Source organism: Actinomadura sp. WMMA1423, assembly GCF_006547145.1.
GTDB lineage: Bacteria > Actinomycetota > Actinomycetes > Streptosporangiales > Streptosporangiaceae > Spirillospora.
Genome location: NZ_CP041244.1, coordinates 8,829,581 through 8,842,758 on the forward strand (window position 1 = coordinate 8,829,581; position 13,178 = coordinate 8,842,758).

Annotated in this window: 12 protein-coding genes and 3 pseudogenes; 10 read left to right on the plus strand and 5 right to left on the minus strand. The window is 69.0% G+C overall.

The window, feature by feature from the left end:
• The first annotated feature begins 25 nt into the window (after nucleotides 1-25).
• From FKD65_RS40715 to FKD65_RS40745, 6 genes and pseudogenes are all read left to right on the plus strand, one after another.
• Nucleotides 26-340 (plus strand): hypothetical protein, encoded by a 315-nt coding sequence (locus FKD65_RS40715; protein ID WP_141585013.1) that lies wholly within the window; start codon nucleotides 26-28, stop codon nucleotides 338-340.
• A gap of 78 nt (nucleotides 341-418) precedes the next feature.
• Complete coding sequence (locus FKD65_RS40720; protein ID WP_141585015.1) at nucleotides 419-1,477, plus strand: MerR family transcriptional regulator; 1,059 nt, start codon at nucleotides 419-421, stop codon at nucleotides 1,475-1,477.
• Between the two features lie 76 nt (nucleotides 1,478-1,553).
• A complete protein-coding gene (locus FKD65_RS40725) occupies nucleotides 1,554-2,063 on the plus strand; it encodes a hypothetical protein (RefSeq protein ID WP_141585017.1) in 510 nt (169 codons plus the stop codon).
• Nucleotides 2,060-2,561, plus strand: a pseudogene (locus tag FKD65_RS40730) (leucine zipper domain-containing protein); the annotation flags it as partial. The gene FKD65_RS40725 and the pseudogene FKD65_RS40730, both read left to right, overlap by 4 nt.
• 845 nt (nucleotides 2,562-3,406) lie before the next feature.
• Nucleotides 3,407-3,664, plus strand: a complete 258-nt coding sequence (locus FKD65_RS44650) for a hypothetical protein (protein WP_168221348.1) — start codon at nucleotides 3,407-3,409, stop codon at nucleotides 3,662-3,664.
• A 342-nt stretch (nucleotides 3,665-4,006) separates the two neighbouring features.
• Entirely contained in the window at nucleotides 4,007-4,342 is a 336-nt protein-coding gene (locus tag FKD65_RS40745; protein ID WP_141585021.1) for a hypothetical protein, read from the plus strand.
• 6 nt (nucleotides 4,343-4,348) lie between these two features.
• On the opposite strand, the pseudogene FKD65_RS40750 reads toward FKD65_RS40745, so the two are convergent.
• Nucleotides 4,349-4,881 (minus strand): annotated as a pseudogene (locus FKD65_RS40750) (transposase); the annotation flags it as partial.
• 195 nt (nucleotides 4,882-5,076) lie between these two features.
• Here FKD65_RS40750 and FKD65_RS44655 point away from each other — a divergent pair.
• Complete coding sequence (locus FKD65_RS44655) at nucleotides 5,077-5,439, plus strand: hypothetical protein (protein WP_168221349.1); 363 nt, start codon at nucleotides 5,077-5,079, stop codon at nucleotides 5,437-5,439.
• Between the two features lie 193 nt (nucleotides 5,440-5,632).
• Nucleotides 5,633-6,112, plus strand: a complete 480-nt coding sequence (locus tag FKD65_RS40760) for a ricin-type beta-trefoil lectin domain protein (protein ID WP_168221350.1) — start codon at nucleotides 5,633-5,635, stop codon at nucleotides 6,110-6,112.
• A gap of 492 nt (nucleotides 6,113-6,604) precedes the next feature.
• Here FKD65_RS40760 and FKD65_RS40765 read toward each other — a convergent pair whose 3' ends face one another.
• The 3 genes and pseudogenes from FKD65_RS40765 to FKD65_RS40775 all read right to left on the minus strand — a co-directional run bounded on the left by FKD65_RS40765 (nucleotide 6,605) and on the right by FKD65_RS40775 (nucleotide 9,077).
• Nucleotides 6,605-6,925: a hypothetical protein gene (locus FKD65_RS40765; RefSeq protein WP_141585025.1), complete on the minus strand. Its 321-nt coding sequence runs from the start codon at nucleotides 6,923-6,925 to the stop codon at nucleotides 6,605-6,607.
• Nucleotides 6,926-6,944: 19 nt separating this feature from the next.
• Nucleotides 6,945-7,379: pseudogene (locus tag FKD65_RS46750) on the minus strand (transposase); the annotation flags it as partial.
• Nucleotides 7,380-7,634: 255 nt separating this feature from the next.
• Nucleotides 7,635-9,077: an MFS transporter gene (locus FKD65_RS40775; RefSeq protein WP_141585027.1), complete on the minus strand. Its 1,443-nt coding sequence runs from the start codon at nucleotides 9,075-9,077 to the stop codon at nucleotides 7,635-7,637.
• A gap of 138 nt (nucleotides 9,078-9,215) precedes the next feature.
• On the opposite strand from FKD65_RS40775, the gene FKD65_RS40780 reads away from it, so the two are divergent.
• Entirely contained in the window at nucleotides 9,216-9,806 is a 591-nt protein-coding gene (locus FKD65_RS40780) for a TetR/AcrR family transcriptional regulator (RefSeq protein WP_141585029.1), read from the plus strand.
• A gap of 745 nt (nucleotides 9,807-10,551) precedes the next feature.
• Here FKD65_RS40780 and FKD65_RS40785 read toward each other — a convergent pair.
• Nucleotides 10,552-12,036 (minus strand): SulP family inorganic anion transporter, encoded by a 1,485-nt coding sequence (locus FKD65_RS40785; protein ID WP_205718996.1) that lies wholly within the window; start codon nucleotides 12,034-12,036, stop codon nucleotides 10,552-10,554.
• Nucleotides 12,037-12,566: 530 nt separating this feature from the next.
• Here FKD65_RS40785 and FKD65_RS40790 point away from each other — a divergent pair.
• Entirely contained in the window at nucleotides 12,567-12,965 is a 399-nt protein-coding gene (locus tag FKD65_RS40790; protein ID WP_141585031.1) for a MerR family transcriptional regulator, read from the plus strand.
• Nucleotides 12,966-13,178: the final 213 nt, after the last annotated feature.

Sequence of the window (13,178 nt, forward strand, 5' to 3'; positions counted from 1 at the left end):
GGGTGTTCCGGCGGGCTCGATCCGGGTGCTCTCCAGTCGGGACGCGCCGTGGCAGTCGTGGGAGTACCTGACGCGGGTGTCGCAGCTGCCCGCAGGCGAGTGGATCCGCTCCGACGCCGGAGCGCGCCCCGACGACATCTGGGGGTTCCCCTCGTACGAGGCGTGGCGGGGCAAGTCGGTGAAGCTGCTGCTTCAGGTGCTGACTGAGCCGATCCTGGCCGACTTCTTCAGTCCGCGTGCCGGGACCGTGTTCGAGACGATGCGCCGCGAGGCCGACCGGGTGTCCTACTGGGAGATGCAGAAGCGATTAGGAGCACGGCGCTCCGGTCACGCCGGCTAGCTGTTGCGGGACGAGACGTTGTTAACGGCTGGCGGGCTCGGTTGACCTTCGAGTTGCTTGAGGCCCGACGATGTTCGAGTGACTGACCCGGAGTTGATGTCGATCGGCGCGTTCGCCAAACTCGCCGGACTGACAGCGAGCGCGTTGCGGTTCTACGACGATGCCGATGTACTCCGTCCCGAGCAGGTCGACCCGCTGACGGGGTACCGGTTCTACAGCGAGTCGCAGCTCGGGCGGGCCTCGCAGCTGCGCCGGCTGCGTGAGATCGGGATGCCGCTGCCCGACATCGCCAGGTTCTTCACCGTCAGTGCCCAGGACGCGGCGCGGCTGATCGACGATCAGGTGGCCAAGGTCGCCGCGGAGGCCATCGGGGTTCAACGAACAGCCGCGGCGCTCAAGGCGTCCCTTGGCGAGGGCGCTTGCCTCAACCTTTGCGTGCTGCCGGGTCCGGTCCTCGCTACGGCGGTCGATCAGGTCCTGGCCACCACCGTTCGCGACGCCGAGGTCCCGGTCCTGGGTGGTGTGCGGGTGGAAGCAGACCCCGACGCCATTTCGCTGACCACGACCGATCGCTACCGCCTCGCCACGCGGACGCTGGTGCCGAGCCGACCGTCTGCCGCATCTTGGGCAGGGACGCTCGCCGGAGACGATCTCCAGGCCACAACCTCGCGGCTCCGACGAACCCCCCAGGTGATGCTGGAAGCGGGCGAACGGACTCTGGGCTTCCGCATGGTCGACGGCGCCGTGATGCACTGCCGCCTGCTGACTGAGGTCTTCCCTGACTACCGGTTTCTGATCGGGTCACTCCCCGCGGCGACGCATCGCGTCACGGTCGACAAGCATCAGATCCTCAAGGCGCTGGAGCAACAGGCACCAGAGAAGGTAGGTCTGCGAGTCGCAGGCGGCCGACCGACCGTCCTGCTGCCCGGCAGCACCGTGGACCTCGACGGCACGGCGACTGGTCCCGATCTGACGCTCTGGTTCGAGCTGACCACGTTGTATCCCGCGTTGAGCCACGCCCTCGGCAGCGACTTGATGGTCGACCTCCGCGGGCCTGACCAGCCGGCCACGATTCGATCAGCCAACGACGGCGACCTCACAACGCTCGTCATGCCGTGCCGAGACCCTGCGCCGTGACCGACGGCCCCAAGACCTGAACGACGGCCCAAAAGCCGCGACCGCCACCGAAGATGACAAGGACTGAACCGCTCTCATGACCGCAACTGCCGCCGCGCCCGACCCGACGATGGAAGCCATTGGCAACGCCGTGGTCCTCGGACGCGAGGGCGACATCGAATCGGCCCGGCGCGACCTGCTCGCCATCTGGCAACAGATCGGAGTCGCAGGCGACCCGTTCCACCGCTGCACGCTCGCTCACTACCTGGCCGACCTCTACGAAGACGCCGCAGAGGCACTCATCTGGGACGTCCGCGCCCTCGATGCCGCCGACGCCCTCACTGAGGAACGCGCCCAGCAACACCACGCAACGCTCCACGTCGCCGGCTTCTACCCGAGCCTCTACCTCAACCTCGCCGACAACCTCCGCCGCCTGGGCTCCTTCGGAGCAGCCGCCGAGCACATCAACAGCGCCCAGCAGCACACCTCCGCGCTGCCCGACGATGCCTACGGCGCCACCATTCGCACGGCCATCAACGAGGTTCACCAGGCCATCGACAACCGCGACATCACATGCCGAGCGTCCGCGCCCGGCGCGGCCCGGTGACGCACAAGAATGCGCCGCTGACCGTCGAAGGGCGCCGTCGGCTCATCGAGAGATGCCGCACCAGACCCATCGCCCACGTCGCAGCTGAGATGGGCATCTCCCGTGCCTGCGCGAGCAAGCGGGGCAACAGATGGCGGCGTCACGGCGAGATTGGCCCGCTCGACCGACCCTTCACACCGCGTCACACCCCCACCGCGACACCGGCAGAGGCAGTCGCCCAGATCGGGGTCTGGCGGCGCGAGAGGAAATGGTCAACACGGCGGATTACCCGCGAACTGGCCGACCAGGGCATCCGACTCAACCGCCGTACCGTCACGACACCTGGTCCACCTCGGGCTGAATCATCGACGGTTCCTCGACCCGAACGGTGACTCCAACCGCAAGAAGGGCAGGATCATCGCTCGCTGGCCCGGCCACACCTCCCCGCACTCGGCGATCGACGGGTTGTCCCGCCTCGCCTACACTGAGCCGCTCGCCGACGAGAGGGGGGCCTCGGCCTAGTCCAACGTGCGGTCGTGCGCCCGTGGCTGAGTTCGGCGGCGATCGCCTCGGCGGCGCCCAGTGCACCTGCGCAGCGCAGCCGGAGCGCCTGAGCGCCGAGGCCGGAGTGAGGGCCCAGCGCTTGATAGATCGTATGCGGGCTGAAAGCGATATGGATATCCGCTCATGCAGTCGGGGAGCTACGGGAGCCGGTTTCGGGAGCCACGTTCGCTTCGGAGATTCCCGAAGCGCTCACCCAGACACTCGATCACCGTGACATCGTCCTGGTCGGCCGAGTACGGCAGACGAGGCCGCACTGGCCTGCTTGTACACCATGCAGCAGCCGGTGGCGTGCACCCGCCGCGGGATTCGGACGGATCCGGCGGCCAGGGGCAGGGGCGGCAGCGACCGCCCGGCAGCCGTGCCGGCCGCCCCTGGCCGATCCCTCGGTTGGCGCCGGCGATGAGGACGGTCTTGCCTGTGATCGCGGCTGTCTCAGGCGCCGTTCGATTCGGTGCCGGCCGGGTCGGCGGCCTGGGGGGAGGGCTTGGTGCGCAGCGCGGTGGCGGTGTCCTGGTGGGCCGGGGCGTCGCCGTCCTCCTTCGGGTTGGGCTTGTCCCTTCCCGGTGGTGATGAGGCTGGGCAGGCTGCCGCTGAGGTAGCCGGCCCAGGCGTTGGAGCACACGTCGTAGCACTCGTACTGCGGGACGAGGCCGACGTGGGTGAAGCGGACCTCGGCGCCGCCGTCCTTCTCGGAGATCTCGAAGACGACCTCGGTGTCCTTCCATTCGGTCTGGTTCTCGATGAAGTCGAAGAATTTGTCCAGGACGCGCCAGGCGACCTTGCGCCCTGGGACGAACTCGGTGACGCGGACCCAGGCAGCGGTGGACGTCCTTGAAGTGGGAGTCGAACTCGCCGCCGACCTCGTTGGTGACGCCCTCGATCTCCTGGGACCAACGGCCGCGGACATCGGTGATGGCCTCGAACGCCTCCTGCGGTCGGTCTGCGGCGCCGGGATCGCCCAGTGGACGGTGTGCGCCCATTGCGACAGCGTGGACGACCCGGCCGAGATCCAGGCCGTGATCGGCCCTGGCATGCCCGCCGAACGCGCCAAGGCTTGATGAACTGCACTGAGTCCACGGGCTGGGTGCATCTGGATCGACTTGCGCTTCGCGTTCACCCACACATACCGGGACGTCTTTGCTGGACGCCGACCCGCCCGTCACCCTGGCAGAACGAGCCGTCCCGCTACCTCGCCAAGTCCTGGGAAGCGGCCACCTCCACCGCCCATCCGGCGGCACCGCCATCACCGGCTGCCATCGCCACTGGTCCGAGTTCCGGCGGGGGTGCCCCTATGTCTTTGGTCAAGCTCTTTGGGCCTCCGGTCGCCCGTGGTGGTGTCGGCGCGGTGCGATAGTTGGTGCCGTCCAGGCGAATAGGGTTGTCAACTGCAGGGGATATGAGTGGAACGGATCACTGAGGACCAGGTGGCACGGCTGGTCGGTTTTGTGTCGGCACGCATCCCCGAATCGGCTCCGCTTCAAGGCGAAGCCCGCCGCACGGCCGCAGCCCTGCGCCTGGCCGCAGACAAACAGATCGCGGCGGTGATCTTCCACCGAAACTCTCCGGCTGAGCATGCAGGAGAGACGGAGTTGCATGCAGCCGCCTCGTGGAACCTGCTGGTCGCCTTGGCCGGAATTTGGCGCGACCACCCAGAGTTCCCTGCCGACGCCGCCGTAGAGACCTTCGATTTCGACTGCGAGTCGCCCCTCTCAACGACCATTCAGCGCGACTCGTGAGCCCTCTCATGCCACTGCGGTCGGTCGCGATTCGTAGAAGATTCCGTCCCGGAGCATGGCGAAGAGGACATCGGCTCGGCGTCGGGCGAAGCAGAGCACTGCTTGGGTGTGGTGCTTGCCTTGGGCGATCTTCTTGTCGTAGTGGGCCCGCGATGCCGGGTCGCCGAGGGCGGCGAACACGGAGAGGAAGAAGGCCCGTTTGAGCGGCTTGTTTCCTCGTCTGGATGGCTGTTCGCCGCGGATTGAGGAACCTGAACCGCGGGTCGCAGGGACAAGTCCGGCGTAGGCGGCGAGGTGGCCTGCGGTCGGGAAGGTGCTGCCGGCCCCGACCTCGATCAGGATCCGGGCGCCGGTCCTGACGCCGATTCCCGGCATCGAGGTCAGGACCTTCGAAAGAGGGTGGCATCCAGGAGTTCCTCGATCCGCCCGGCCAGGAGTCTGCGCTGGTCAAGGACGGTGGCCAGGGATCCGGCCAGGCTCGGGACGATCAGCGCTGCCGCCTCGGTGCCGGGCACCACCACGCTCTGTTCGTCCAGCGCGTGACACGCCGGACGGGGTCCGGGAAGGGGCGGTTGATCGGCTCCACCGTCGATGACGACAGGTCGTTGTCGAGAGGGGAGGCGGGCTGGTGGCAGAGCCGGTCAGAGCACGGCGGTTGACCGAGGACGAGGGGCGCCGGCTGCAGCAGATCATCCGGCGGGGCAAGCACGAGTCGATCCGGGTCCGCCGGGGCGATGATCATCCAGGCGCCGAGCCAGGCCGAGGCCGACGGACTGGAGACCGACCAGGACGACGCCGAGCCGATGCCCCCGGCCGCGCGCCCGCGGCCTGTTGCACGACTGGCTCAGGCACCGCCACGCTACCGGCGAAAGCCGTTCACCGCCTCCGACCCGGAGCCGACGATCGTGCGCAAGAAGACCCGCTTCGCGGTCCGGCGGCAACAAGACGTGGACGATCGTGGACCTGTCCCCGCTGGACGACGATCGCGAACTCGTGCACGCCTGACGCTCGCCCGACCGCTCGCGGTGGTGGAGGTGACGGCCGAGGAAGGCACCGACATCTCCGCCGGTGACGGTGGCGTCAAGCTCGGTGAATGACCTGCGTCCGTTTCACCGCCGACACCGGCCCCACCGCCGACGCCGTTCTCGCTGATCTCGCGCGACACGGTTGACCGGTAGCACAAAGCGATCTGAAGCCGATCTGAAGCCGATCTGAAGCGACTGAATGTTTGGCTGGCGGTCGCTGTCTAAACGGCAGCGGAGTCACGACAATGGGAAAGGGCGAACAGCCATGAGCACAAAGATTGCGCGGCGTGTCGCGCCGATCGTTGCCGCGGCCGGGTTGGCGCTCGGCACGGCGCCCCTCGCGGCCGAAGCGCACACGGGCACCGCGACCGAGGACGTCGCGGCCACCGCGGGGGACCGTCTCTACAACAACGGCTCTGGTCGCTGCCTGATCGATACCCCCGACCTGTCCGGCGCCTGGACCGGTAGCTGCGCGACCGGCCGCCGCTACTGGCAAGCTGTCCAGGATGACTTTGGCGCACGCATCGTCAACACCACGAGCGGGCGCTGCCTGACCGATAAGAACGGGAGTTCCTTGTTGCTGGCGTGTACCGGCGCCTACAACCAGATGTGGTACCGCCTGTCGGGCGCCTTGCTGCAGAACGTCGGCACCGGCAAGTGCATGCAAGGAGCGACCGGGGGCGGCGGCACCTGGATGGCGTCCTGCAGCACAAGCAACGCCTACCAAGGCTGGGTCTATTTCTGAACGAGATGAACGCGCAGATCGGCACCCCGTCCTCCGCAAGCACGTCGACCAGTTCCGGCACGGTGGGGAGGCCGCCGACAAGAGCTCCCACCGTAGATATGGCGAACCAGCCACGGTGGCCGCCTACGACGGCCCACCGGCATGGCTGCTGTCGGCGTTGCCCGGCGCCGGCGAGGGTGGCGCATCGGAGCAGCCGTGAATGATGGGGCAGCGGCCGCAGCAGCAGGCACAGGACGGGTTGTGCGTGCTGCTGCGACCGCTGGGGTTCAGCCCCGATGCCGGTGGAGGATCACCGGCTGCGCGGCGCTTCTTCTCCAGGTGCGTGACGTTCGCGCGTTTGCGGCTGCCCGAACCGGGGCGGCATAGCGCGCGTGCGGCGGCTGCCCGTGGGCAGCGCGCCGCGCTCGGATGATCTTGTCAAGCGCGTGTCACGCGCCCGCGTCACGCGGCGTCATGACGGGCCTGTCACGGCCGTCATAGGGGCGCTGACCTTTAACTCCCCCCCCGCCCCTCCCCCCCAACGCGCCCCCGCCCGTCACGCATGATCGTCCGTGCCTCGACGGGATGCCGCGATGCGCCATTGCGTCGGCTGCCCCCGCTCTGGGCACGTTCTGCTTCGTGCAGGTCGTGGGCCTCCCCGGGCAGCAGGGCCGAGACCAGGTCAACGGTCTCGGCCCTGGTGTCGTTGACGGCGGCGAACTCGGCCATCAGTTCTTCCAGGGGACGGCCCTCACCGTGGGCCGGAATCGTCATGGCGCGGAACCAGCCGTCGACGATGTCGCACTGGGACTTGGCATCTAGTGCGGTGACCACGAACGTTCGCCGGGTCTGGTCATGCTGCTTTGGGGCGGGGTCGTCCCCAGCGCTGCCTGCGTTCGCTGCGGACACGGGCGCGTTCGCGGCGTTGGGCGGCCAGCACGTCGGGGTGGCGGGCGTTGGCGTCGCGCCAGCGCAGGTAGGCCTGGACCTCCCAAGCGAGCACGGTGTGGTCGGGATGGTTGGAGCCCGCCATCACGAAGGTGCGCAGCGGCCCGAACTGCGCCTCGATCGGGTTGGCCCACGAGGCATAGGTCGGGGTGAGGCACAGCTCAACGTTGTTGCGGGCCGCCCAGGCTCTGATTTGCGGGGTCTTGTTCGCCGACAGGTTGTCCGGGATGACGTAGACGGGCGCGCCGTCAGGGCGTGCGGCGCGGATGGACTTCAGCGCCGCCAGGGTGTTGGCGCCGCTCTTGCCGCGGGGAGGGGTGACGCCTGACGGTGTGTTCGTGTATTGCCTCCCGTTGCGCGTGCATATGTCTTATCTCGGAGCCTGGAGCCAGGGGATGCCGCTGTTGGCGCCCACCCCTGCAGCACGGGCGTTCCACGGCCTCACAGGAGGGCCAGTGCGTTCAGCCGGGAGGAATCTGGGAGATCACCTTTCTCCCGTCCGAATGAGGTCACCAGATCCCATCGTCGTGGGGTCACTCTCTGTAAATCCGATGCCGCAGGCGGCGTCCAGTCGAAAGAGCGGGGTCCAGGGCGGTTAGCCGTTACCTTCCTCGGTCGCCGCGGCTGCGTCACTTCTTGCGGGGAGGGTGAGGGAGGCGGCTGCGATGGCGGCGGCCATCGCTGCCATGATCAGGAAGGCGTCGCCGTAGGCTCCGGCGAGCGCGGGCGGGGTTGTGGCGCGGCCCGCGACGGCGGCGGTGAGGGCGGCCAGGCCGAGAGCGCCGCCGACCTGCTTGGCGGTGTTCATCAGCCCGGAGGCCGCACCAGCGTCTCGTCCGGCGACGCCCGAGGTGACGGTGGTGGTCAGGGGAGTGTTCAGCAGGCCGCCGCCGAGGGAGATCGGGATTGCCGGGCCGAGCACGCCGGAGAGGTAGTCGCTCCCAGGGCCGATGCGGCTCTGCCAGAGGAAACCGGCCGCCGCGACGAGGGCGCCGGTGATGACGAGGGTCCGGTCGTCGGCGCGCTTCATGAGCCGCGGCGTGATGCGCAGGCCGATCACCATGGTGAGCAGTGTGTGCGGGAGGAAGCCGAGGCCGGTCTGCAGCGCTGTGTAGTGGAGGACGTCCTGCATGTAGAGGGTCAGGAAGTACCACATCGGCACCTGGAAGCAGGCGCCGGCCAGCAGCATGATCGCGTTGCCGGCGGAGACGGTCCGCAGGCGGAACAGTCGCAGGGGGATCAGCGGATCACGGGTCAGGCGCGTCTCGATGAGGACGAACCCGGCCAGCAGGACGGCCGCGGCCGCGAGCGCGGCGGCCGTCAACGGATCGCCCCAGCCGCGCGGTCCGGCTCGCATGATGCCGTAGGCGAGCAGGGCCAGACCGGCGGTGACCGACGCGGCGCCGGGGAGGTCGAGGCGGGCGGCGGTGCCGTCCCGACGGTGGCGGGCGGGGATGCGGACCGCCGCGCCGATGGCGGCGGCGCCGATCGGCACGTTGATCAGCAGGATCCAGCGCCAGGACAGCGTCTGAGTGAGGACGCCGCCGATGAGGTTGCCGGTCGCGCCGCCGGCCAGGCTCACCGCCGTCCAGATGGCGAGCGCACGGGTGCGCCGGGGTCCCTCGGGGAATGTGGTGGTGAGGAGGGTCAGGGTCGCCGGGGCGAGGAGGGCGGCGCCGAGTCCCTGCGCCGCGCGAGCCGCGATCAGCGTGGCGGGAGCGGCCGCCAGTCCGCCGGCCAGGCTGGGCACGGAGAACAGGACGAGGCCGGCGACGAGGACGCGCCTTGTTCCGTAGAGGTCGGCGAGGCGGCCGCCCAACAGCAGGAATCCGGCGAAGGCGAGAGTGTAGGCGCCCGCGACCCAGGGCAGGTCGGTGGCCGCGAAGTCCAGGGAGGTCTGGATCGAGGGCAGCGCGACGTTCACCACGGAGACGTCGAGCACCACCATGAACTGGGCGACGCAGGCCAGAACGAGCACGAGGCCCGGCGACGAGTGCGGGACGGTTCTGGGAGCGTCGGCGGCTTCGGTCCTCGTCATCGTCCTCCGCCCCGGTTAAATCAGTGTGACTACATTGGTTTACCGGGTGCCACGGTAAGGTCCGATACACTCGGCGGTCAATTCGATGTGGTCACATTGAGAAGTTGAGGGTTGTCGATGCGGCAGCGCACTCGGGGGGTGGGAGCCCAGCATGAGGTGCGGCGGCGGGAGATCGCTGACGCTGTGCTCGCGGTCGTCGCCGAGCGCGGGCTGCCGGCCGTGTCGCTGACCGAGGTCGCGGCGCAGGCGGGAGTGTCGGCGGGACGCGTCCAGCATTACTTCCCCACCAAGCGGAAGCTCATCGAGGCCGCCTTCGACCGCGGCAACGAGTTGAGCAGCGCCCGCATCAGGTCCCTGGTGGGCCAGGACCTCGACTGCGCCGAGCCGCGCGCGGTGCTCACCGCCGCGCTGACCGAGCTCATCGCCCACGACGCCGAGACCAGGGCGCACTTGCGCGTCCGCCAGTCCTTCACCGCCCTGGCCCTCACCGACGAGGTCATCGCGCGGCGGATGCGGGCGGACTACACCCGCTTCCACCGGCAGGTCGCCGACCTCGTGGCCAAGGACCAGGACGCGGGGCTGATCGGCGCCGCCACCGATCCCGGCAGCGCCGCGGTCGACTTGGTCGCGCACGCTGAGGGCCTGGCCTACTACGTCCTGATCGGACTCACCGGATCCGAGACGGCACGCGACCGCATCATCACGGCGATCGCCGAACTGTACCTCTGACAGCCTGCTGAGCCCTTCACCGCGAGGCGCCGCGGCCCGCCGCATCGTCACCGGCCGCCGGGAGGCGTGACGGACGTACCAGGGCGACGTGTACTCCGATCAGCCCAGGCGGTGCGGAGGTCATCAGCGCGAGCGTGTACGAGTCGGCCAGGTCGTGACCCGGTGGCACAGGACCGGGCCGACGGTGGTGGAGGCGACCGTCGCGCCGTGCATGATGCCGCGCGGCGTGCCAAGGTGCGCGGTACCGAAATAGGGCGGGACGATCGAGGCTTCCGGAGTGCGGAGTTCGTTCCCGGCCGCGCCGGGCGGCAACCCGGTCATCGCGGCGCTCGGACCGGGGGCCGGCAGGGGCGCCGGCCGGGGCCGGTCGGTGCCAGCACGGCGGTGGCGCTGAGCGGTCCGCGATTGAGTCCCACGGGTCGGCGCCGCGCGCGGCTGTTGGGGCGCCGCCCGGCCGTCGTCGCGGCGCGTCCGTGCTCAACCGAGCCACATGCCTCCTTTAACGTAAGAGTAGATTGGGTTTCGGAACGGGTCGGTCACCGCCCCCTCTTCAGCACGTGTCAGCGGGCGGAGGGCGACCCGAAATCATGCCCACCTACCGGATCCAGCCCCGGCACCCGCAGACGGTGCAGGGGCTCCGTGTGCGTTCCGACGGCGAGCAGGCCTTGTTCGAAGATCGCGTCCAGGGCCGGCGGTAGCCCGGTGGAGCGGCGACGGGGCCTCGATCCCGAGATGAAGGGCCCTGCTAGTGGCTTCCGGCGAGTTCGCCGGACAGGGTGCCGTGCATGCGGGCGCTGTGCTCGTTGAGGCCGACGATCTCGACGGTCTTGCCGTGCCGTTCGTACTTGGTGGTGACGGCGTCGAGGGCGGCGACGGTGGAGGCGTCCCAGACGTGGGCGTCGGTGAGGTCGATGGTGACGCGGTCGGGGTCGCCGGCGTAGTCGAACTGGTGGACCAGGTCGTTGCTGGAGGCGAAGAACAGTTCGCCGGTGACGGCGTAGACGACCTGGCCGCCGTCGGGGTCGGTGACGGCGGAGACGTTGACCAGGTGCGCGACCCGGCGGGCGAAGACGACCATGGCGGTGATCGAGCCGACGACCACGCCGATGGCCAGGTTGTGGGTGACGACCACCACGGCGATGGTGACCGCCATGACGATGGTCTCGCCCAGGGGCATGCGCTTGAGGGTGGACGGCTGGACCGAGTGCCAGTCGAAGGTGCCGACCGAGACCAGGACCATGACCGCGACCAGGGCGGCCATCGGGATGTCGGAGACGACCGGGCCGAACGCGATGCACAGCGTCATCAGGAACGCACCGGCCAGGAACGTCGACAGCCTGGTCCGGGCCCCACTCCTGACGTTGATCATCGTCTGGCCGATCATCGCGCAGCCGCCCATGCCGCCGAAGAACCCGGTGACGATGTTGGCGATGCCCTGGCCGATGGACTCGCGGGTCTTGTTAGAGCGGGTGTCGGTGATGTCGTCGACGAGTTTGGCGGTCATCAGCGACTCCATCAGCCCGACCAGCGCGAACGCCAGCGCGTAGGGGGAGAGGAGCGTGAGGGTGTCCAGGGTGAAGGGGACGTCGGGGATGCCGAGGGCGGGCAGGGAGGAGGGCAGCGCGCCCTTGTCGCCGACGGTCGGGACGGCGATGCCCGCGGCGACGGTGATGACGGTAAGGATGACGATCGATACCAGCGGCGCCGGAACGGTCTTGGTGACGCGGGGAGACATCACCATCATCGCCAGACCGGCGACCACCAGGGGGTAGACGGGCCAGGGGACGTCGCTCAGCTCGGGGACCTGGGCCAGGAAGATCAGGATGGCCAGGGCGTTGACGAAGCCGACCATCACGCTGCGCGGCACGAACCGCATCAGCCGGGCCACCCCCAGCGCCCCGAGGATCACCTGGAAGATCCCGGCGAGGACGACCGTGGCGAACAGGTGGCCGACGCCGTACTCGCGTGCGATGGGCGCGACGACCAGGGCGACGGCACCGGTCGCCGCGGAGATCATCGCGGGGCGCCCGCCGACGACCGAGATCGTGACGGCCATCGTGCAGGCCGCGAACAGCCCGATCCGCGGGTCCACCCCGGCGATGATCGAGAAGGAGATCGCCTCGGGGATCAGCGCCAGCGCGACCACGAGCCCGGCCAGCACCTCGGTCCGCAGCAGCTTGGCGGTGATCGGATGCGCAGGCGTGAGGGCGGGCCTCAGGTGGCGTGCCAGGACGGCAGGCAGACTCAAAACACTCCAGACATGGGTCACTCGTGCCGATTCACAGTGTGAGCACAAGGCGTACGGGGCCCGGCTTCGATGCCGACGATGAGAACGCCGTGGACGGCGTCCGAGTGGTCAGGGTCACGGAATGTGGTGAACGGTCAACTCGTCCGGTTCACCGGCGGAAGTCACATGGCCCGGGCCGCGGTGGGCGGCCGCAGCGGCGATCGGTGCGGCACGTCCCTACTCTAACGTGACAGAAGGGTCGTCCGTGCCGGAGGAGACGACCATCACAGGAGGCGAGCCCGTCGCTCGGCCTGGTAGCCACGGCCCCTGAATGTTCATCTGGGCTGCCCAAGCGGGAGCCCAGTGGGAAAACCGCCGGGTCGGGAGACCGTCACCAAGGCGAGGAGCGAGGCAGTGGAAGCTCCACGCCATGGCCTCGGACCCGCACCGCAGGACGGAAGATGGCAAGCTTGACCCACGATATGGATCATCCGTCGCCGGCGGAGTGGGCCGGTGGCGTGAGGAGGAGCCCGATGGACGGCAGGCATATGCAGATCGGCGAGGTCGCGGACCGGACCGGACTCAGCCTGCGCACCATCCGCCACTACGAGGAGGTCGGCCTCGCCCTCCCCACGGCGCGTTCCCAGGGCGGTTTCCGTCTTTACAGCGACGCCGACGTCACGCGCCTGCTGGTCATCAAGCGGATGAAGCCGCTCGACTTCACCCTCGAGGAGATGCGCGACCTGCTGACCATTCTGGACCAGCTGCAATCCCCAGGCACCGACGAGGCCACGCGCACCGATCTCACCAAACGCCTGGCGGTCTACCGCTCGCTGGTGGAGGAACGTTGCCGGAAGATCCGCGCCCGTCTTTCAGACGCCGAGCAGTTCTCCGCAGAACTGGCCACCGAACTGCGCAAGCACCGTCAGTAGTGCCGGACCGGGCGGCGTTCGCCCTCCCGGCCGACTCGCGGGACGCCGTAGGCAAGGGCAGGAAGCCCAGGATTCGGGAAGAGCGCGGCCATGCTCCGCGGCGTACGCGGCAAACACCTTCGTGGACGTGCCCTTCGCGTGGAGGAAACGCTGGTCAAGGATGCTGGCGAGATCTTCCAGCGCATCAGCGGGCGCGGTGGCCGTCAGACGCAC